Below are 19,913 nucleotides of genomic sequence, written 5' to 3'. Positions count from 1 at the left end.
TTTAGCCCGTTTTCTGCTTAATCTTTTGCGCCAAATGTTTTGGCGTAAGTCCCAAAGCCTCTTCAACATCACCTACTTTTCCATGAGGAATAAACTTATCCTCAAACTCAAATGAGACTACTACTACATCTTCTATATTTTTTTGCGCAAAAAGTTCTAAAATTGCACTAGCTACTCCACCAAGTTTTGCACCATCACTAAAAACAAACCATTTTTTATAGCGCTGTGCCAAATTCATTAAAAGCTCTTCATCTAAAGGCTTGACAAAGCGTAAATCGAGCAAAGATGCATCAAAATCGAGCAGTTTTAATGTCTCATAGGCTCTTCCTACACCATTGCCATACCCTACCAAGAGAATATCACTCTCTTTTTCAATCAAAAGTTCACCTTTGCCAAGAACAAAAGATGTAGCCTCAAAGGTATCACAATCAAGAATAAAACTACCTCGTGGATAGCGAAAAGCGCAGGGTCTTTGAAAATCCCTGGCAAATTCTATAGCATATTCAAGTGTCTTAGCATCCCGTGGAGCAAAGAGATGGAGATTTGGTATAGGTCGTAAGTAGCTTATATCAAAAGCTCCTTGATGCGTCTCTCCATCTTCTCCAACTATTCCGGCTCTATCGATTGCAAAAGCTACAGGCAGATCCATCAAGGCAATATCGTGAATTACTTGATCATATCCTCGCTGTAAAAAGGTTGAGTAGATAGCTACAAAGGGCTTAAAACCCTCTTTTGCTAAAGGACCCATAGATGTGACTGCATGCTGCTCTGCAATCCCTACATCCCAAAAGCGATCTGGAAACTCTTCAAGCAAAGGTTTCAGCCCTGTTCCGCTTGGCATTGCAGCAGTCACACCTACGATTTTTTCATCTTGGCGTGCCAGTTCTAAAAGTTTTTTACTAAAGATCGAAGTGGCGCTTGGCTTGATGCTCCTTTTAAGAGACTCTCCAGTTTCAAGATCAAAAGGCCCTACACCATGCCAATGCTCAAAGTACCCTTCTGCAATTTTATACCCTTTTCCCTTTACTGTTTGGGCATGAATAATAACCGGTTTTTGCATCTCTTTGGCAATGGTGAGAGTTTCTATAAGAAGTTTAAGATCGTGTCCATCGATTGGACCTATATAATCAAGCCCCAACTCTTCAAACAAAATTCCTGGAGTTATAAGTTTTAACGACTCTTCAAACCGCTTTGCAATATATGTTGCTGACTCTGGCAGATGCTGTAAGAGCTGCTCTGTACGTTTCTTCATATGCTGATAAAAAGGGCTTGCCATCTTGCGACTTAGATATTTACTGATAGCACCTATAGGCTTGGCAATACTCATCTCATTATCATTGAGAATAATAACTACTGGATATTTACGATCTCCTAACTCGTTAAGCGCTTCGTAAACCATTCCTGCACTCATTGCTCCATCACCAATGAGCACTACAGGAATTCGATCTTCTCCTTTGAGCGCAATCGCTTTTGCTGCACCTACAGCCAAAGAGATAGATGTGGAGCTGTGCCCTGCTACATAGTAATCATAAGGGCTCTCGCTTGGTTTTGTATATCCACTAATTCCTCCAAACTGGCGGAGTGTATCAAACCTCTCCCATCTATCAGTAAGAAGTTTATGAGCATAAGCTTGATGGCTCACATCAAAAATGAAGGGATCTTTATTTACATCAAAAACATAGTGCATCGCAATAATAAGCTCCACTGCACCCAATGTGGAGCTCAGATGCCCCCCATTTTTGCTTACTACCTCTAAGATACGCTTGCGAATGGAAGATGCTACCTCTTCGAGTTCTTCGATGCTTTTATCTTTTATATTCATCAAATACCTCTTTACATTTTTCAAAAAAGATACTGTTTTGCTCTGGTGTCCCTATGGTGATGCGCAGTGCATTCATACCATAGCTACTGAGATCTCTTACAATAATACCGCGACGCAACAAGGCATTGGCTAAATCTTTAGCATTGATACTTTGGGGTAAGAGATATGTAATAAAGTTTGTATAGCTATCAATAAATTCAAGTTCATTTTGCATCGCAAAATGGATAAAACGATCCATTTGAGAAAAGTTTTTCTCAATTGCCCTTTGCACAAATTCCTCATCTTTAAGTGCCTCGGTCGCTGCTAGGAGGGAGAGCGTAGTAATATTAAAAGGTGGGCGCAGTTTATAAAGCTGCTGGATAATCTCTTTTTGCGCAATCCCATATCCTACACGCATACCTCCAAGTCCATAGGCTTTGGAAAATGTACCAAGATAGATAGCATTGGGATACTTTGCTATTAGCTCACGTGGGGATATAAGCTTTTTAGGATCTTTATAGGCGGCATACTCCATATATGCCCCATCTACAACTACTAAAGGATCTTTTACCTTTTCTAAAAAGGAGTAAAGATACTCTCTATCAATTGCATCTCCTGTAGGATTGTTGGGAGTGCATATATGCACGATTGATGGATTATGTTTTTGGTATAAATCGTAAAACTCATCCAAATCATGGCGGTAGCAGGAGCTACGAATAATCTTTGATCCTTGCTGCAATGCATATATCTCATACATTGCAAAAGTAATTTTACTCATAAGTACACTCGTATGTTCATTGAGTACCGCCCTTGCGCAAAACTCTAATACCTGATCGCTACCAGCTCCAATGATAATCTCCTCTTCGCTCGCACCAAATCGCTTAGCCAAAGTGGCTTTGAGCTCAAACATACTATCATCAGGATAGAGATACATTTTATGCGCATTCTCTTGCACCTTTTTAACTACTTTTGGACTGGTTCCGTAGGGATTTTCATTTGATGCCAGCTTAATAATATCCTTTTCATCTATTCCATACTCTCGTACTACGAGCTCTATTGGTTTCCCCGCTTCATAGGTTTTGAGTCTTTGTAAATTTTCATTAAATCTCATTTGGGCTCTCCTTTTGCATAGCTGCCCAGCCATTTAATCTCTTTTTTGTGTTTTGCAAAGACCTCTTGCACATTCTCATCATCAACATGGCCATCAAAATCAATATAGAACCAGTAGTTAAAATCTTTATCTTCAGCAGGACGTGACTCGATTTTTGTCAGATTGATTTTTGCTGCATCAAAATCTTCCAAAAATCTCACCAGTGCTCCAGGCTTATCATGGAGTTTTGCCAAAATTGAAGTCTTGTCAAACCCACTTCTTTGATTTTTAAAATTACTGAGCACAATAAAGCGTGTCATATTTGTATGCACATCTTCAATATTTTCAAAAAGAATAGGTAAATTATAAAGCTTTGCAGCAATATTGGAGCATATTGCTGCACTCCCTGGCTCTTTTGCTGCAAGCATGGCAGCTTTTGCAGTAGATTCCACAGGAATCTGCTCTACATCTTCTAAAAAGTGCTCTTGCAAAAAGTTTCTACATTGGCCAAAGGCAATATCTTTGGAGTAGATCTTTTTAATTTTTTTGAGATCCTCTTCGAGTGAAGCAAAAGAGTGATGAATGGGCATATAGACTTCTGCTACGATTTTTAAATCACTTTTGCCAAGGAGATCGAGCGTCTCTCCTACAACACCATCGATAGAGTTTTCTATCGGCACTACTCCATATTTAGCCCTCTGCGCTTCGACAGATTTAAAGACTGCAGCAATAGAGTGGGTCGGCAAATATTCACTCATAGCACCAAAGCGAGACTCTGCAGCCTGGTGGGTAAAACTTCCCTCAGGTCCCAGATAGGCTACACGCTCAGGGCGCTCCAAATTGCGTGAAACAGCAAATATCTCCAAAAAGATCGCTTCAATTGCTTTATCATTGAGAGGACCTCTGTTTTTTTCTTTGAGTCTATTGAGGATAGCAATCTCCCTCTCTGGCCGATATATAGGAGCGTTTGTTCTGTTTTTTAGCTCTCCTACTTTCTTGACTACTTCCATACGTTTATTTAAAAGCTCTAAAATCGCATCATCTATGCTATCGATCTCTTCGCGCAGTTTTTGTAATTTCTCATCCATGATCCACTCCTAAACATAGTGCTGCCTCGCCAATATCTTTGCAAATAAAATCTGGCTTGAAATCGAGTTTTGGCAAAATCTCCTCAGCATTTTTAAATTTCCCACTCAATACAAAAACAGTACGCATTCCAAGCTGGTGGGCTCCTAGGAGATCTCCTTGTACATCATCACTAATAATTGTAATCTCTGAAAAATCTTTTGCACCAATTCTTTGGAGCGCTTTTTGAAAAAAGAGTTTGCTCGGTTTTCCAACTACACTATACTTGGCTCCCGTGGCAAAGTGAAACATTTCTAAAAGTGCTCCTACACCTGGGTAGCGCTTATTTCCTTTTGCATAGATCGATGTTTGATGCATTCCATACAGTGCTGCACCGCGCAGCAAAAACTCATCTATTTGCGCAAACTCATCAAATGTATAATTATCTTTGACACTCAAAACTACAGCTTCTGGTGCTTCATATTCTAAAATATATCCTTTTGCCTTCAATACATCCAAAAATCCCTCTACTCCATAGGCAGCAACTTTTTTTGCTTGCAAAACCTCTTGGAGCACCATCAAAGGATCTATATATGCATCTTTTTTAATTGCAAAGCCAAGGGAGCGAAGATACTCTAGAAAATCACCTCTTTTTGTATTGTTAGTAATAATAATATAAGGAATCTCCTTTTTATTGAGCAAATCAATAAAGTCTATCGCTCCCTTGATAGGGAGTTTCTTTTCATCATCAATCAACGTGCCCTGTACATCGATAAAGAGCTTCACACCATAAACCTTACTTCTTTCTCTATTAAGTACTCAAAACTCTCTCGCTCACGTATGAGTCTATCCTCTTCCCCTTCAATAGCCACTTCAGCTGGACGAGGGCGCGTGTTGTAGTTGCTGCTCATAACAAATCCATAGGCTCCCGCACTCTTAACTACTACAATATCTCCATGCTCAGTTTTTGGGAGTAAGCGATCTTTTGCAAAAAAATCTCCACTTTCACACACTGGCCCCACAACATCAGCCAAACTCGCATTTTCACTCTTTCCTACAACTTCTACCTCATGGTAAGCGTTATAAAGACTAGGACGTAAAAGATCATTCATTCCACCATCTACAATAATAAAGCGCTTAGAGCCAGTCTCTTTCTCATAGAGCACACTTGTCAAAAAGACTCCCGCATTTCCTACTATAAATCTCCCAGGCTCACAAATAATCGTCATATCTGTGCCACTTAAAGTAGCAAGTATTGCTTGCGCATAGTCATAAGGCTCAATGGTCTTTTCATCTTTGTAGCGTATCCCAAGACCTCCACCAACATCAAAAAACTTTATATCAATATCTATTTTTTGCAGCGCTCTTGTAAGATCAGCTACAATCGCACTAGCTTCTTTAATAGGTGCTAGTTCAGTCAATTGGCTTCCAATATGAAAATGGATACCTACAGGATTGAGATAGGGAGAGTTTTTAGCTTTGAGATAGAGTTTTTTAGCAGTATCTATTGCAACACCGAATTTATTTTCACTCAAACCTGTAGAGATATAAGGGTGAGTGAGCGGATCAATATTAGGATTTACCCTCACACTAATGCGTGCCTGTTTACCAAGTTTTGCAGCAATCTCTTCTACTCTAAACAGCTCTGCTTCACTTTCTATATTTATAAAAAGTATATCTTTTTCTAGAGCCTCGGCTATCTCATCATCACGTTTTCCAACACCACTAAAGATGATCTTATAGTTTGGTATACCAGCAAGAAGTGCTCTTTTAATTTCACCAATGCTTACACAATCAGCACCACTGCCAAGATTTGCTAAATGCTTTAAAAGACTTAAATTGGAGTTTGCCTTAACCGCGTATGCAATAATCGATTTTCTTGCTTTGAAAGCAGTTTTTATCTTGTTATAGTTGCGGGAAACCTCATCAAAATCGTATACATACAGAGGTGTACCATACTTTTGGGCAAGCGCCTTATAATCCATCCAGATCCTTTTTTGCCCCAATATTAGCAAAATTTTTTAGAATTTCTTATAAAAATAGAAAGCAATAAGAGCGAGTATAAGTATTGGTGCTACTATAGCGATTTCTGGCTGTAAAGATCCTGCAAAGGCTAGTTTAACAAAACTATATAACACTCCCCATACCACAAGTGTCGATAAAATTGCACCAAAACTAAAGAGATTGAGATTGGCAATGCGAGCACTCACCGGAACAAAGTAGAATATCACTATCATGAGTAATGGAGCAAAGAAAGGATAAAAAAGATGAAAAAGTATTACAGCTTTGAGTTTACTAATATCAATTTTTTGACTTTGAAAAAGCTTTAAAGCATAGATTGCATCCAACAGCGATATATTGGTCTTACCCTCATACACAGAATCAAGTATTTTTGGTTTATACCCCACAAGGGTATCGAGGGAGGTCTCTTTAATGCTAATCCTCTCTTTTAGCCTCTCTATCACCGATGCCTTTGTGATATGCCAATAGTTTTGTTTGAAATCTGCATGATCTGCTAATACAATTTTTTTGATATTTGTACCGTTTACTTCAAAAACTCGTACACCTTCTGCGCTGCGATCTAAAGGTAGAAGTCTTTTAAAATAGACATAGGAGTTATTGTATTTAAAAAAGAGGTTTTTCGTTGTATTCATAACAGAGTTATATTTTTTGATGTTATTAGCATATTCATCTGCATAGGTAAAGGATGTAAGATGTAAAATAAGATAAACCATAGTCAATGCAACTGCTGTAATAAATAGAGGGAAAATTATTGCTTTTTTGCCAATGCCAAGAGCATAGAAAGCAACAAGCTCATTGGAGCGAATCAGTGAAATCTTGAGGCTTATCATTGCAAATACTAATGAAATGGGAAAGAGAATATCGATGCCATTCATAGCCTTATAGGTAAGATAGAGCACTTGTAAATTGGCAGAATTTGGAAGTTTTTTAAATACTTGTAAAAAGTCGAGTCCTACAAAGAAGAGTGTCAAAGAAAAGAGGATCAAAAAAAAGTATTTACTATATAAAAAAACAAGATATCTCTTGGCCATCAAACCTCTTTGTTACCGTTTATTGAGATTGTAGCAAAAAAAGTTTAGTCGCACTTGAGAGGTTTTTGGCTATAGCGGCTGCGAACAGAGTCTAAATCCTCTTTTGTTAATGCCAATGCAGCATCGGCAGCTTTTTGCAAAGATGGACGTATGCACTCTAACTCTTTTGAAGTAAAATTACTCAATACATATTTTATAACTTCCTCTTTAGAAGAGGGTCTTCCAATTCCAAATCGGATGCGAAGATAATCCTGTCCGATAGAGCTATCAAGAGACTTCAAGCCATTATGGCCACCGCTACTGCCACCCTTTTTAAAACGTAAAGCTCCAAGTCCTAAATCAAGATCATCATGAATCACTATGATATTATCTAATGCTATTTTGTAAAAATTTTTCACTGCAGCTACACTTTCACCACTGCGATTCATAAATGTAAGAGGTTTGAGGAGAAAAATATCTTTATGGCGGAAAAGTTCGCCTTTGAAAGAGGCTTTATTAATTTTCACTGGTTCAAGGCGGTGGATAAGCTCATCCACCACCATAAAACCTACATTATGCCTGGTGCGTGCATACTCACTTCCAGGATTACCCAGACCTACGATGAGGTGCATTACTTGGCTTTAACAACTCCAACTACAGCAACTCTATCTGGTGTCATATGTGTTACACCTTCAGGAAGCTCAATATCGCGAATCAAAATTGCATCACCTACATCAAGATTACTGACATCAAGAGTAATGCTATCAGGAATGTTTTCTATAGCACCTTTTACTTTGATACGTCTTTTTGAAGTAACCAAAACACCTTTGTTTTTGAGTCCTATTGGAGTTCCTACGGTTTTGATAGGTACCATATAGTATGTCACAACGCCAGGTTGTGCAACCATCAAGTCAACATGTAAAAGATCGTATGTTACTGGATCTTTTTGATAGTCTTGCACAACTACGTGCAACTCTTTATCACCAACTTTTACTGGAAAAGCCAAAGTCTCTTTATGGCGAACAGTACGGATGAAATCACCTTTTTTAAATGCCGCATGAATATTTGGAAAATCTTTTCCATATATATTGGCAATTAGATAACCATCCCGTCGTAAAGCTTTAGTAGCTTTTTTCCCGGTACTCTCTCTAATAATGCCTTCTAACATTGCACTTCCTTACTTAAAATTTAATGGGAGCTAATTATAGCGAAAAAAGTTTTTTATTTACTTAATTTTGAGATCTATTATATCACTATCTCTACCAACGAACTCATCTTGAGACTTATCAATATGATCTATTATAAGATTGAGATTCGATTTTGATGAAGCGTGAAGGAGAGCCTCTTCTTTACTTATAATACCTCTTGCATAGAGATTTGCAAGGGCTTGATTAAATGACTGCATACCGTATATTTTTCCCTCTTCTATAGCATCACGAATATCCATGTCTTGCTCTTCTGCAATCATAGAGGCTATGCGCTCTGTTTTAAATAAAATCTCTAAAGCTGCTGTTCTTTTCCCATCTACTGTTTTGACAAGTCTTTGCGAAAGAATAGCTTCTAAAACTGAAGAGAGGATGAGACGAATACGGTTTTGCTCTTCAACAGGAAATACACTCACAATTCTATTAATAGTATCTTTCGCATCGAGTGTATGGAGAGTAGAGAGCACAAGATGTCCTGTCTCTGCAGCGTGGAGTGCCATCTCTATTGTCTCAAGGTCTCGCATTTCACCAACTACAATAATATCAGGATCTTCCCTAAGTGCTGCACGTAGTGCTCGTGCATATGAAGGGGTATCTTGGCCAAGACTTCTTTGATTAATAATACAGTTTTTATTTTTATGCACAAACTCTACAGGGTCTTCAATAGTTACAATATGTTCTGCTCTTATATTGTTAATGGCATCAAGAATCGCTGCCATAGTGGTCGATTTCCCGCTTCCTGTAATACCTGTAACAAGTACTAAACCTCGTTTGAGTTCCGTTATTTTCTTCACAGATTCTGGAAGTCCAAGCTCATCAATCGATTTGATCTGTGTAGGAATAACACGAAAGACTGCAGAAACCCCATCTATTTGAAAAAATATATTCGCTCTAAAGCGATACTCTTCATTCAAACTAAATATGAGATCTACATCTTTATTTTTAATCAACTCTTCATAGCGAGTGCGCAAAAGCTCTTTTGCCAAAAGCTTAACATCTTCTGCACTCATTGATTCTTTAGTCATAGGTATAATATCACCCTCTATGCGTGCATACACAGGAGCATTTGCTTTAATATGCAAATCGCTCCCGCCATACTGAATAAGTGTTTGCAAATATTGTTTCAATTTTGCAATCATCCGATAATCATGCGTTACCGGATCAAAACCTAACATTGCAACTCTTTTAAAATCTCTTCAAAGGCATCAACAAAAGCCTGCAACCCCTCTTGGAGCAGTTCATGATAGACTTTCTTCATATCAATCTCATTAGCTTTTAAAAGTGCAAAAAATTTATCAATCTCATCTTGTGGAAGTGGAAGTTTAACACTCTTATCTCCATCACGTACAAAAGCTTCAATTGTATGGATTGGAGCAGTATTTACAGCTTTTGGAGCTACAAGCTCACTGATATAGTAGTGTGGAGGATACTCTCCTCCTTTAACGCCTGTACTTGCAAAAAGAGCTTTTGTATTTGGGAGGTTGCGTTTTTTTATCATATTGTAAATCTTTGCTGCATTCATAATGCCAACTTTGCCAGTAGGCAATCCTTTAGCCTGCATGAGAGGATCGAGTTTGCGATCAAAGCGGCTCACAAAGATGCTAAGCACCGTATGGCTTGATTGGTTCTTTTTAAAACCTGCTTCCATAGCATCAAGGCACTCATCAGCTTGATTGGGTGAAAAGATGAGCGTAGCATTCACATTGACACCCTCTCCAACAAGCTCTTCAATAGCCGCACATCCAGCTGGTGTTACAGGCACTTTTATCATTACATTTTTGCGATCAATTCTTTGCAGTAGTCGCAACGCCTCTTCAACAGTTCCTTTCGCATCATTTGCAAGTCTAGGATCTACCTCTATACTTACAAAACCATCATCACCCTTTTCATACAGAGGCTTTAAAATATCAGCAGCCTTTTGGATATCTGCTATAGCTAGGGCCTCATACTTCTCTTTTGGTGAAAGCCCAGTAAGCTCAGATAGTTGCTCTTTATATGCAGGAGATTTTAAAATTGCCTCTTTGAAAATTGCAGGATTACTCGTAGCACCATTAACAATCTCTTCATGAAGGAGTTTTGGAAACTCTTGCTCCAAAAAAGATCTTTCAATAAAATCTGCCCACAATGAGAACTCTATTTCAGGTAAGTACATGCTCCTCCCTTGTCCATTTTCCAACTTTACTACTCTTTTGCATTGCTCTTTCTAATTCATCTAAAAACTGATCTCTAGCGATTTCAACAGCACCAAGGCGTTTGAGATGATCGCTAGGCACCTGACAATCGATGAAATCAAATTTAAACTCCTCAGCTAATTTGCAAAGATGCACAAGAGCCACTTTACTTGCATCGCTCACTTTACTAAACATGCTCTCACCAAAAAAAGCAGCACCCATACTTAGTCCATAGAGCCCACCTACAAGTGTTTGTTCTTGGTACACTTCTATAGAGTGAGCAAAACCCATCTCGTGCAACTCACAAAAGGCCTCAACTACTTCCGGTAAAATCCAAGTACCCTTCTCTTGGCGCAGTTCTTTGCAACTCTCAATTACTGCTTTGAAATCAGTATCGATTTTGACAGTGAATTTTTTTAGACTTTTGCGCAACGATCGGGAGATTTTTATATCAGTTGGATAGAGAAGGAGTCTTGGATCTGGTGACCACCAAAGAATAGGATCTCCTTCGTTATACCATGGAAAGATTCCCCGTTTATATGCGTTAAGCAATCTATTGGGGTTGAGATCGCCGCCATAGGCGACAATCCCTTCGCGGCTTGCATAACGAGGATCTGGAAAATTATAACTATAAAGACTTAGTCTTGGAATAAAGATGCCACTCATCGAATATCAAAAACTATCTGCTCTTTTTTCGCATCAACTTTTACCTTACCACCATGTCTGAGTTTTCCAAAGAGAATCTCATTTGTAAGTGGCGTTTTTATCTCTTGTGCTATTACTCTTGCAAGAGGCCTTGCACCGAGCTCCTCACTATATCCTTTTTTAGCGAGATACTGACGCGCACTCTTTGTGAGTGTAAGCAAAATACCTTTGTTATCAAGCTGCATATTGAGTTCATCTATAAACTTATCTACAATTCCTTCCACAATTTCAATACTAAGTGGTTTAAAGCGAATAATTGCATCGAGGCGGTTACGAAACTCTGGTGTAAAGTACTGTTTCAACGCTTCATCAAATTTACTCACCGACTCTTTTTTAAATCCCATAATATTTGCTTCAGTAGCACCTACATTTGATGTCATAATAAGTATTACATGTTTAAAATCAGCAATGTTTCCATTATTATCTGTCAAAGTCGCATTATCCATAACCTGCAGCAAAATATTGATGAGATCTGGATGTGCTTTTTCTATCTCATCAAGTAGCAACACTGTATAAGGATGCTTACGAATCGCTTCAGTTAAGAGACCTCCCTCTTCATATCCTACATAGCCTGGAGGTGCACCAATAAGGCGTGATACAGCATGTTTTTCCATATATTCACTCATATCAAATCGCTCAAAATGCACTCCAAGTGTGCGGGCAAGCTCTTTTGCAAGCTCTGTTTTTCCTACCCCTGTAGGTCCTACAAAAAGAAAAGATCCTATTGGTTTATTTGGAGGATTGAGCCCAGCACGACTTCTCTTAATTGCCATTGCCACTGAATCAACCGCCTCTTCTTGTCCAAGAACACGCGCTTTGAGCCTCTCTTCAAGATTTTTCAAAATCTCTAGATCATCGCTTGTAACTCTTTGTGGCGGCAGTCCCATCATTTTGGCTATCGTATCTTCAATATCGTTGACTGTCACAACGCTTCTTCTTTTTTTGCGGAGATGAAAACTTGCACCTACCTCATCAATTAAATCGATAGCTTTATCCGGAAGCTGCCTATCATTAATATATTTATCGCTCAGCTCCACTGCGCTGCGCAAAGCATTGATATGGTATTTGACTTTATGATGTTTTTCATATTTATCTTTAAGCCCTTTGAGGATCTTAAAGGTTGTTTCAAGATCTGGTTCTTTCACATCCACTTTGGCAAAACGGCGGCTCAATGCTCTATCTTTTTCTAAAAAGTTGCGAAACTCACTATAGGTTGTAGCACCGATACATCGAATTGCACCACTTGCAAGGGCAGGTTTAAGCATATTCGATGCATCCATGCTACCACCTTGTGTCGCACCAGCTCCTACAATAGTATGGATCTCATCAATAAAAAGAATAGCTTTAGGAATAGCTTTAAGCTCCTCTACCACTCCTTTGAGCCTTTTTTCAAAATCTCCTCGATATTTTGTCCCTGCAAGCAGTGCTCCCATATCAAGCGAATAGAGTTTTGAGCCTTGGAGAATATCTGGCACGCTATCCTCTGCAATCTTTAGAGCAAGCCCCTCGGCAATAGCGGTTTTACCAACTCCTGGCTCACCTACAAGCAAAGGATTATTTTTCTTGCGACGGCAAAGGATCTGCATAACGCGCTCAATCTCTTTTTCACGCCCAATGACAGGATCGATTTTACCCTCTTTGGCCTCTTCTATGAGATCAAGCGTAAACTTCGCTAAATATGAATCTTCATCTTTTTTAGTCTCTTTTTTCGGTTCAGAAATCTCTGGATGATGAGAGATGATCTCTAAAATATCGAGTTTACTAATACCCTGCTCTTTGAGAAGATAGACACTATAGCTATGCTCTTCATCAAAAAGAGCTGCTAAGAGATCTCCTACAGTAGCCTCTTTTTTCTCAGCACTCTGAATATGGCGTATCATATTTTCTATGACACGCGAAAGTGCTACAGTCTCAAAAGGCTCACGTACCACATTTTCTGGTAAAGGTTTCAGCGTATTTTCAAGATGCTGGATGAGTTTTTTCTTGAGTGTAATAACATCTGCACCAGCCTCTTTGAGAATCGCTTCACCTTCGCGACTATTGAGGAGTGCTAAAAAAACATGCTCAACAGTAAGATATTCATGTCGATGCCTCTTAGCAAATCGCACTGCTTCTTTAAAAATTGTATTGAGTTGATTACTTATCATTATTCTTCCTCCATAACCGCTTTAAGCGGAAACTCATGGGCGCGTGCCAGGCGGTGCACTTGATCTACCTTTGTCTCGGCTATTTCGTATGTATAGACACCGCACAGGCCTTTGCCCTCTTTATGTATTTTTAGCATAATATTGACTGCTTCTTCATAGCTTTTATGAAAAACTTCACAAAGTACATCCACAACAAAATCCATAGTTGTATAATCATCATTTAATAAGAATACTTTATACAGTTTTGGCTCTTGCAGAGCCGTACTCTCTTGCGATTCAACCTTTGTGGCCACCATCCCCTCTTTTCTTCTATTTCTCGACTACTTTTATTTTAGTATAATTTTCTTAAAAGCAAAAGCATCAAAAGGAGCTGGATGAAAATTTTTATCACCGCTACCGATACAGGTGTAGGCAAAACCTATACTCTTCTCAAACTCTTACAATTATCAAAAGAGTTCGGTTTTAGAGCCGCAGCTTTCAAACCTATAGAAACGGGGGTTACGCGCAGTCCTGAAGATGGTAGCAAACTTTTAAGAAAAAGTCAAGAAATAAATCCAAACTTAAAGAATTTAACCATAGATGATATTGTGCCATACAGATTTAAACTACCTGCAGCCCCCTATGTAGCTAAAAAAGGAGAGCGCATAGATTTAGATCTCATTGAAGAGAAAATAGAAAAAATCTATGCACATTGTGATATTCTTTTCATTGAGGGTGCAGGGGGATTGATGGTACCTATTGAAAAAAATTTTTTTATGATTGACCTCATTCAAAAGTTACATATCCCCGCTTTACTTGTCACACCCTCTAAGCTTGGCTGCATCAATCAGACACTTTTAAGTCTAGAGGCACTGCGCAAAAGAGCCATACCTCATCAATGGTTTATAAATCTCTTTGAAGACAAAGAGAGTTTTTATGAAGTAACATATCCTTTTTATAAAGACTACTTCGATGAAGTACCTCTTGATCTGCAATCAATACTCCACCGTTACACGCACTCGTATATGGTGTAGCGGTTTATCGCTATAGCGTACAATTTGATGTCCCATCACCTTAGCATAGTTTTTATACTCTATAATGCGCTCACCGGTCTCTTTATAGCGAGTACGACACCTTCTTACTATTCTATAGTCGCGATGCGAACCTTTATTTGCAAGATTTTTACCAATTAATGTACCTATAATAGCTCCTCCTACAGTGGCTGCTGTTTTTCCACTTCCCCCACCTATTTGATGGCCAAGGACACCCCCAGCAGCTCCACCAATAATCGCTCCTACAGTCTCATCATCACTATTTTCATATACGGGAACTTCCTCTTCCCAACACTCCTCATAAGGAACTCTGCGTGTCACATGACGGCTTACCTCTACGCTTTTATATACTGGTACTCTTTTTGTAAAGGTTATCACTTCAGCATACAAAGCTCCTACAAGAGCCATGCTTAGTAGTAGCGCTATTTTTTTCATGCTCGCTCCTTTAGATAACTTTTTGTATAATATATCAAATAAATGTGAGGCGATTGTGAAATGAGCAAACATCTAATTACTACCAAAGATCTCAAGAAAGAAGAGATTGAAGATATTTTCAATCTTGCTACACAATTTTTACAACCCCCTTATGAAAAACTCTTGCAAGATAAACTCATTATAACCATATTTTTTGAAAACTCTACCCGTACAAGAAGCAGTTTTGAAGTAGCTGCTAAAAATCTTGGAGCACAAGTTGTCAATCTTGATGTGACTCGTAGCAGCACAAAAAAGGGAGAAACTCTCTTTGATACTGCAGCAAATCTTGATGCTATGGGGCCAAATGCTATAGTAGTACGCCATAAGCATGCAGGAGCTCCCGCTCTCCTTGCTCGCCATGTAAGCTGCTCACTCATCAATGGAGGAGATGGGGCACACGCCCATCCCACACAAGCCCTTCTCGATCTTTTCACACTCAAACAACATCTAGGCAATGTGCAAGGGAAAAAGATAGCAATTGTGGGAGATATTAAAAACTCCCGTGTAGCCAACTCCAATATAGAGCTGCTTACTCGTTTTGGTATGGAGGTGATATTGGTTGCGCCTCCACACTTTTTACCTCCTACATCTCTTCGCACTTCAAGTAGTCTCCAAGAGGTCATAGATGAAGTAGATGCTATTATGAGCCTGCGTACACAAACAGAGCGACATAAGTATCCAATCTATGCTTCACTGCGTGATTATGGGAGCGATTTTTGTATCACAAAAGATCTCATTGGCGATCGCGATATTCTTATCCTCCATCCAGGACCAGTTCACAGAAATATTGATATAAGCGACGAAGTTCTTGCAGATCCTCGATGCAAAGTACTTGAGCAGGTAAGAAATGGAGTAGTAGTGAGGATGGCGATTTTGGTAAAACTGATACATGGATAGACTCTCCTATTATGCGAGCAAAAATATCCCTTTTTTGTTTGTTATTGACTATAAAAAGGAAAATGTTTTTGCCAAGCCCCTAGCAGAGTTGCAAAATATCTATTTTAAAGTCCCCAGCTTTTGCAACTACACACTTCCCCCTAAGCGCTATCCTAAAATCTTAAAAAAAGAGCCCATCTCTTTTGCAAAGTATCACAAAGCATTTACCTATGTGCAAGAGGAGATAAAAAAGGGAAACACCTACCTCCTCAACCTCACCTTCCCTACTAAAATCGCTACTGATAGCACACTACTAGAGATTTTCTATGCCACAAAGGCTAAATTCAAACTCTACTTCCAAGATAGCTTCATCTGCTTCTCCCCTGAACGCTTTGTGAAAATCGAGGATAATTGCATAAGCACCTATCCAATGAAAGGCACAATTGATGCAAATTTGCCAAATGCCAAGCAAAAAATTCTATCAAATATAAAAGAGATGGCAGAGCATACAATGGTAGTAGATCTTTTACGCAACGATCTTAATAGGATTGCCAAAGAGGTGCGTGTAAAACGCTTTCGCTATGTAGATAAAATCCGTGCAGGAGACAAAGAGCTTTTACAAGTATCGAGCGAAATTGAAGGAAAACTTGAGCCCCACTGGCAAAAACACTTAGGAGAGATCTTTGATGCTATCCTTCCAGCTGGAAGTATCACAGGTACTCCTAAAATCTCTACATGCCATATCATTGAAAAAGCAGAGCAATATGCAAGAGGATTTTATACAGGAGTTTTTGGCTATTTTGATGGGAAGAGTCTCGATAGCGCAGTTATGATACGTTTTATTGAAAAGAGCCCAAAAGGACTTCTTTATAAAAGTGGTGGAGGTATTACCATTGATAGCGATGTAGAAGCTGAATATAAAGAGCTACTTGACAAAATCTATTTACCACTCTAATTTGCATCTATTTTTTTATGTAGACATCGCTTTGCAACATCTTTTGCTACCATCGCATAGAGGTTTTGCAATGCGCTATCAAAAGTCTGCTGGATATTTTCTTGAAGATCTTTTTTTACTACAAATTTTTTATCGAAATAGTATCCCTCAATGACGAGCTGATCTGCATGTATATAAATCGCATCTACATGTAGTTTGACAATACAACGTGGTACCTTATCCCCTTCCCAAGGGTAGTGCAATACATTTTCATTCCCTAAGTAACTGCGCAAATATGCAATGAGTCTCTTTGTCAAAAGTTCATCTGGCTCGCCAGCTAAGGCAAAATCAATAAATCTCTCACTCTCTTCCTGCACTAGAATTTTATCAATAAGCAGATAATCTGGCAGTTCCACATCTGCTACGCCAATAAAAATTTTAGTATGGTAATGTGCAGTTGTTTCAATATATGGCTGATGGTAGACTTTTTGCGCACATCCCATCATTAAAAGTGCAATAAGCCATACAAAACGCATCTAATCTCCAAAAATCAAAGCATTTGGCTTTTTATCTAATTTCAGCAGTACTTTTCGCAGCGCCTTACTAGCTCTATCAATATCTTCAAGAGTTTTTGTAAGCTGCTTTTTAAATAAGGAGTTATTGGAGTAGCTTTTTGCTAGGGTTTCATACGATTTAAGTGTATGTTGTAAATCTTTAAGAAGTATGTGAAGCTCTTTTGGCAACGCTTTGGTTTCATTTGCATCTAACAGTTTTGTCACTGCGTCAGAACTCCTATGCAAAGAGAGAAGAGTCTGACGAAGAGGCTCACTATTTTTTTCTAAAAGATTTGAAAATGCATTTATACTACGCTCTATTGGGAGTTTTTCAAGTTTTGTAAGTAGAGATTGAATCTGCACTATGAGACTATTTTGCTCTACAGGCAGAGTTGGTAAGAGATAGAGATTTGTGTCTATCTGATGCAAAGCACCTGGCTTTTTATCGAATACGAGATTAACAAAGAGCGTTTTTGTTAAAATGTTTGATTGTTCCAGTCTTGCTTTAAGACCATTTTTGACAGCCTCTTCAAAAGGTTCAATGCCCTCTTTGGAAGTCTTCTTAAATGCTGCTACATCGATAGAGGCTATGACTTCTGAATCTATCTCTCCTCCCTTCACAGAGGCTTTTATATCTTTGACGCTCCCTATTTCAAAGCCCCTAAATTTTACAGGAGCACCTTTTTGCAAATAACCTATCCCTTTGTTAAAACGTAGAAGAAAATTGCGATAATCAGTTTGAGAGACTCCTAACTTCTTATGGAGTGCGCTCTCTTTACTTGGATAGAGCCATAAAGGATGGTGCAAATCTATCTTTTCACGCAGCTTGGCAACAGGAGTAAAAAACTCCACCCCTCCAATGAGCAGTTGTGATAGAGTACCAATATTAAGATTAATACCATTAGCAGCAAGATTGATATCGACACCTCTGATATTCCAAAATTTTGTAGAGGAGTTGATAAAGCTATCATACGGCTTTTTAACAAAAATATAGATATTGACAAACTCTCCACTCTTATCAAGCTCTACTTTTTTAATACTTCCTACTTCAAGATCTTTAAAATAGACAGGAAGTCCAGGAGTCAATGTATATGAAGATGAGGATTTGAGCCAAAAGTTACGTCCTTCTTGCAAGACAATATCTAAAGGAGCTTCATCCAAACCTTGAAATTCCACCTTCTTTTTTCCTCCAACCTCACTCGCCATCTGGATGTAAGAGCCACTCACTAAAGCATCCAGTCCCCGTACTTTTCCAATAGCAATCTCTGGTTTTACTATCCAAAATCGCGCCTTCTCATTTAAAAAAGGAGTAACATCTTTATTCATACGGGCATATACTGCCACTCCCTCTTTTTGTTTGAGAATCTCTATCCTCTCAACTACTCCCACTTTTACATCGCGAAACTTCACAAAAGACTGCTTTGGTTCCAACCCCCCACTATTTTTAAAATATATTACGACCTCAGGACCAAGCTTAGCATAGTAGCGATAGATCATCCACCCACCAATAAGGAGAGCTATGACAGGAATGATCCATACAACAAAATTGATTTCACTTTTTTTAATTTTTACTTCAACAATTTCATCTTTTTTCACATTCCTCTCCAATAAGCCTCTCATCAATTGATGAGGCACTGAGTATCGTTAACACCACCATTATCGCAAAAGATGTAGCTCCAACTCCTGGTATTATAGCTATATTCTTAAAATGTATCAAAGCAACCAAAATAATAACCACAAACACATCTATCAATGACCAAGGCCCTGTAATTTCAATGAGATGATAGAGAAAAATCTTTTGGCGTACACTTTTGCAATCAACCTTCCAAAGTGCATAGATAATATACAAAAGCACAACAAATTTTGTAAGAGGAATAATGACTGATGCTATAAGAATAATGAGCGCTACAGGATAGTCTCCTGCTTGAAACATCTGTATCACACCTTCAATAATAGTGCTCCCATAGGTATTGGAAAACTTACTTGTCTGCAAAATTGGATAGATATTGGCTGGAATGTAAAATGCAATTGCTGCAATGAGCAGTGCTAAAGCTTTATGGAGTGAAGCTTTGCGCTGTAAAAAAATAGTTTGATCACACCTTCTACATTTTGGCACATCTTCATTCACAGCACCACAAAAAGGGCAACGAATATATTTCATACCTCTTCCCACTTATCCCAGTACTGCTCTATTGTAATATAGCGTGTGAGATAAATCTCAAGCAGTACAAAAAGCGCCATTGCCCAAAAAGCCAGTCCAAAATGGATATGTGCATACTCATAGATTTTTACCATAGCAACGAGAATAGAGACAAAGAAGATATCAAGCATACTCCAACGGCTCAATAGCGTCATAAACTGCAAAACCCATTTAGCAAAAACTCTTTTTTTCATCACTAATAATAATGAAAATATAAATAGAGTTCCCATAAGCAGCAAAGGAAAGAGAAAAAGCACTAAAAAAGCAAAAAGTGCCATAAAAATGTATCCTTCATGGAGCAGTTGCCAAATTGCATCTAAAAGATTAACAGAAGAAAAACTCCCTGCAAAATCGATCTGGATAATAGGAAAAGTAGTGGCTATAGCAAAAAAAATAAGTGCAGCTAAGCTCAATGCTAAAGCTCTTTGGGGAAGATCTGTATAATTTTTATAAAGTCTTGCATTGCAGTTTGCACAGTGTGCCTCTTCTTTTTTGCTTAATGGCAGCTTCTTATGGAGCGTTTGACATCGAGGACAGATAGTGAGATCTTTTAAGTTATTCATTTTACAATTTTAGCATAACTTAAGCTTGAGGAAAGATTCGTGCAAGTATAATTAATAAAAATAGC

At 38.5% G+C, this 19,913-nt stretch carries 21 protein-coding genes; 3 read left to right on the top strand and 18 right to left on the bottom strand.

Features of this window, described 5'->3' with window-relative positions; all coding sequences use genetic code 11:
* Position 1: 1 nt before the first annotated feature.
* The 13 genes from dxs to clpS are packed head-to-tail and all read right to left on the bottom strand — an operon-like array spanning position 2 to position 13,512.
* On the bottom strand, positions 2-1,822 hold the full coding sequence (gene dxs, locus JG738_RS02130; protein ID WP_236583185.1) for a 1-deoxy-D-xylulose-5-phosphate synthase: 1,821 nt from the start codon (positions 1,820-1,822) through the stop codon (positions 2-4).
* Positions 1,806-2,912 (bottom strand): histidinol-phosphate transaminase, encoded by a 1,107-nt coding sequence (gene hisC / locus JG738_RS02125; protein WP_201338091.1) that lies wholly within the window; start codon positions 2,910-2,912, stop codon positions 1,806-1,808. Before hisC ends, dxs begins: the two co-directional genes overlap by 17 nt.
* On the bottom strand, positions 2,909-3,979 hold the full coding sequence (gene pheA / locus JG738_RS02120) for a prephenate dehydratase (protein ID WP_201338090.1): 1,071 nt from the start codon (positions 3,977-3,979) through the stop codon (positions 2,909-2,911). The genes hisC and pheA overlap by 4 nt, the downstream gene beginning before the upstream one ends.
* The gene (locus JG738_RS02115) at positions 3,972-4,742 is read right to left on the bottom strand and encodes an HAD-IIA family hydrolase (RefSeq protein ID WP_201338089.1); all 771 of its coding nucleotides are present in this window, start codon (positions 4,740-4,742) and stop codon (positions 3,972-3,974) included. Before JG738_RS02115 ends, pheA begins: the two co-directional genes overlap by 8 nt.
* Complete coding sequence (gene lysA / locus JG738_RS02110; RefSeq protein WP_201338088.1) at positions 4,739-5,941, bottom strand: diaminopimelate decarboxylase; 1,203 nt, start codon at positions 5,939-5,941, stop codon at positions 4,739-4,741. The genes JG738_RS02115 and lysA overlap by 4 nt, the downstream gene beginning before the upstream one ends.
* Before the next feature lie 36 nt (positions 5,942-5,977).
* The gene (locus tag JG738_RS02105) at positions 5,978-7,009 is read right to left on the bottom strand and encodes an LptF/LptG family permease (RefSeq protein ID WP_201338087.1); all 1,032 of its coding nucleotides are present in this window, start codon (positions 7,007-7,009) and stop codon (positions 5,978-5,980) included.
* Between the two features lie 44 nt (positions 7,010-7,053).
* Positions 7,054-7,620: an aminoacyl-tRNA hydrolase gene (gene pth / locus JG738_RS02100; RefSeq protein WP_201338086.1), complete on the bottom strand. Its 567-nt coding sequence runs from the start codon at positions 7,618-7,620 to the stop codon at positions 7,054-7,056.
* Entirely contained in the window at positions 7,620-8,156 is a 537-nt protein-coding gene (locus JG738_RS02095) for a 50S ribosomal protein L25/general stress protein Ctc (protein ID WP_201338085.1), read from the bottom strand. The genes pth and JG738_RS02095 overlap by 1 nt, the downstream gene beginning before the upstream one ends.
* Positions 8,157-8,213: 57 nt before the next feature.
* Positions 8,214-9,368, bottom strand: a complete 1,155-nt coding sequence (locus JG738_RS02090; protein WP_236583184.1) for a type IV pilus twitching motility protein PilT — start codon at positions 9,366-9,368, stop codon at positions 8,214-8,216.
* Positions 9,362-10,345, bottom strand: a complete 984-nt coding sequence (locus JG738_RS02085; protein ID WP_201338084.1) for a transaldolase — start codon at positions 10,343-10,345, stop codon at positions 9,362-9,364. Before JG738_RS02085 ends, JG738_RS02090 begins: the two co-directional genes overlap by 7 nt.
* Positions 10,332-11,030 (bottom strand): leucyl/phenylalanyl-tRNA--protein transferase, encoded by a 699-nt coding sequence (aat, locus tag JG738_RS02080; protein ID WP_201338083.1) that lies wholly within the window; start codon positions 11,028-11,030, stop codon positions 10,332-10,334. The genes JG738_RS02085 and aat overlap by 14 nt, the downstream gene beginning before the upstream one ends.
* Positions 11,027-13,216 (bottom strand): ATP-dependent Clp protease ATP-binding subunit ClpA, encoded by a 2,190-nt coding sequence (gene clpA, locus JG738_RS02075; RefSeq protein WP_201338082.1) that lies wholly within the window; start codon positions 13,214-13,216, stop codon positions 11,027-11,029. Before clpA ends, aat begins: the two co-directional genes overlap by 4 nt.
* Complete coding sequence (gene clpS / locus JG738_RS02070) at positions 13,216-13,512, bottom strand: ATP-dependent Clp protease adapter ClpS (protein WP_084275305.1); 297 nt, start codon at positions 13,510-13,512, stop codon at positions 13,216-13,218. The genes clpA and clpS overlap by 1 nt, the downstream gene beginning before the upstream one ends.
* Positions 13,513-13,590: 78 nt before the next feature.
* On the opposite strand from clpS, the gene bioD reads away from it, so the two are divergent.
* The gene (bioD, locus tag JG738_RS02065; RefSeq protein ID WP_201338081.1) at positions 13,591-14,229 is read left to right on the top strand and encodes a dethiobiotin synthase; all 639 of its coding nucleotides are present in this window, start codon (positions 13,591-13,593) and stop codon (positions 14,227-14,229) included.
* On the opposite strand, the gene JG738_RS02060 is transcribed toward bioD, so the two are convergent.
* Positions 14,191-14,682, bottom strand: coding sequence for a glycine zipper 2TM domain-containing protein (locus tag JG738_RS02060; RefSeq protein WP_201338080.1), 492 nt, complete (start codon positions 14,680-14,682; stop codon positions 14,191-14,193). The two genes, bioD and JG738_RS02060, sit on opposite strands and share 39 nt — an antisense overlap.
* Positions 14,683-14,742: 60 nt before the next feature.
* Here JG738_RS02060 and JG738_RS02055 point away from each other — a divergent pair, with 60 nt between their 5' ends.
* Positions 14,743-15,618, top strand: a complete 876-nt coding sequence (locus tag JG738_RS02055; protein ID WP_084275302.1) for an aspartate carbamoyltransferase catalytic subunit — start codon at positions 14,743-14,745, stop codon at positions 15,616-15,618.
* On the top strand, positions 15,611-16,552 hold the full coding sequence (locus JG738_RS02050) for an aminodeoxychorismate synthase component I (protein WP_201338079.1): 942 nt from the start codon (positions 15,611-15,613) through the stop codon (positions 16,550-16,552). The genes JG738_RS02055 and JG738_RS02050 overlap by 8 nt, the downstream gene beginning before the upstream one ends.
* On the opposite strand, the gene JG738_RS02045 is transcribed toward JG738_RS02050, so the two are convergent.
* The 4 genes from JG738_RS02045 to JG738_RS02030 are packed head-to-tail and all read right to left on the bottom strand — an operon-like array spanning position 16,549 to position 19,848.
* The gene (locus JG738_RS02045; RefSeq protein ID WP_201338078.1) at positions 16,549-17,067 is read right to left on the bottom strand and encodes an ABC-type transport auxiliary lipoprotein family protein; all 519 of its coding nucleotides are present in this window, start codon (positions 17,065-17,067) and stop codon (positions 16,549-16,551) included. The two genes, JG738_RS02050 and JG738_RS02045, sit on opposite strands and share 4 nt — an antisense overlap.
* Positions 17,068-18,681 carry an intermembrane transport protein PqiB gene (locus JG738_RS02040; protein ID WP_201338077.1) on the bottom strand — a complete coding sequence of 538 codons (1,614 nt, stop codon included), beginning with the start codon at positions 18,679-18,681 and terminating at the stop codon, positions 17,068-17,070.
* A complete protein-coding gene (locus tag JG738_RS02035; RefSeq protein WP_201338076.1) occupies positions 18,668-19,246 on the bottom strand; it encodes a paraquat-inducible protein A in 579 nt (192 codons plus the stop codon). Before JG738_RS02035 ends, JG738_RS02040 begins: the two co-directional genes overlap by 14 nt.
* Positions 19,243-19,848, bottom strand: a complete 606-nt coding sequence (locus JG738_RS02030; RefSeq protein ID WP_201338075.1) for a paraquat-inducible protein A — start codon at positions 19,846-19,848, stop codon at positions 19,243-19,245. The genes JG738_RS02035 and JG738_RS02030 overlap by 4 nt, the downstream gene beginning before the upstream one ends.
* Between the last annotated feature and the right edge of the window lie 65 nt (positions 19,849-19,913).

The sequence above is a fragment of the Nitratiruptor sp. YY08-26 genome (genome assembly GCF_016593215.1).
In the GTDB taxonomy this organism is placed as follows: Bacteria; Campylobacterota; Campylobacteria; order Campylobacterales; family Nitratiruptoraceae; genus Nitratiruptor; species Nitratiruptor tergarcus.
Note: the sequence above shows the minus strand (reverse complement) of the source record. Positions and strands in the feature narration are given on the sequence as shown.

Excerpts from the sequence above, each read along its gene's own strand:
- lysA (WP_201338088.1), bottom strand. The coding sequence starts at position 5,941 with ATGGATTATAAGGCGCTTGCCCAAAAGTATGGTACACCTCTGTATGTA.
- JG738_RS02095 (WP_201338085.1), bottom strand. The coding sequence starts at position 8,156 with ATGTTAGAAGGCATTATTAGAGAGAGTACCGGGAAAAAAGCTACTAAA.
- JG738_RS02060 (WP_201338080.1), bottom strand. The coding sequence starts at position 14,682 with ATGAAAAAAATAGCGCTACTACTAAGCATGGCTCTTGTAGGAGCTTTG.
- clpA (WP_201338082.1), bottom strand. The coding sequence starts at position 13,216 with ATGATAAGTAATCAACTCAATACAATTTTTAAAGAAGCAGTGCGATTT.
- JG738_RS02055 (WP_084275302.1), top strand. The coding sequence starts at position 14,743 with ATGAGCAAACATCTAATTACTACCAAAGATCTCAAGAAAGAAGAGATT.
- pheA (WP_201338090.1), bottom strand. The coding sequence starts at position 3,979 with ATGGATGAGAAATTACAAAAACTGCGCGAAGAGATCGATAGCATAGAT.
- JG738_RS02050 (WP_201338079.1), top strand. The coding sequence starts at position 15,611 with ATGGATAGACTCTCCTATTATGCGAGCAAAAATATCCCTTTTTTGTTT.
- pth (WP_201338086.1), bottom strand. The coding sequence starts at position 7,620 with ATGCACCTCATCGTAGGTCTGGGTAATCCTGGAAGTGAGTATGCACGC.
- hisC (WP_201338091.1), bottom strand. The coding sequence starts at position 2,912 with ATGAGATTTAATGAAAATTTACAAAGACTCAAAACCTATGAAGCGGGG.
- JG738_RS02035 (WP_201338076.1), bottom strand. The coding sequence starts at position 19,246 with ATGAAATATATTCGTTGCCCTTTTTGTGGTGCTGTGAATGAAGATGTG.
- JG738_RS02030 (WP_201338075.1), bottom strand. The coding sequence starts at position 19,848 with ATGAATAACTTAAAAGATCTCACTATCTGTCCTCGATGTCAAACGCTC.
- JG738_RS02085 (WP_201338084.1), bottom strand. The coding sequence starts at position 10,345 with ATGTACTTACCTGAAATAGAGTTCTCATTGTGGGCAGATTTTATTGAA.
- JG738_RS02045 (WP_201338078.1), bottom strand. The coding sequence starts at position 17,067 with ATGCGTTTTGTATGGCTTATTGCACTTTTAATGATGGGATGTGCGCAA.
- dxs (WP_236583185.1), bottom strand. The coding sequence starts at position 1,822 with ATGAATATAAAAGATAAAAGCATCGAAGAACTCGAAGAGGTAGCATCT.
- bioD (WP_201338081.1), top strand. The coding sequence starts at position 13,591 with ATGAAAATTTTTATCACCGCTACCGATACAGGTGTAGGCAAAACCTAT.
- clpS (WP_084275305.1), bottom strand. The coding sequence starts at position 13,512 with ATGGTGGCCACAAAGGTTGAATCGCAAGAGAGTACGGCTCTGCAAGAG.
- aat (WP_201338083.1), bottom strand. The coding sequence starts at position 11,030 with ATGAGTGGCATCTTTATTCCAAGACTAAGTCTTTATAGTTATAATTTT.
- JG738_RS02090 (WP_236583184.1), bottom strand. The coding sequence starts at position 9,368 with ATGTTAGGTTTTGATCCGGTAACGCATGATTATCGGATGATTGCAAAA.
- JG738_RS02105 (WP_201338087.1), bottom strand. The coding sequence starts at position 7,009 with ATGGCCAAGAGATATCTTGTTTTTTTATATAGTAAATACTTTTTTTTG.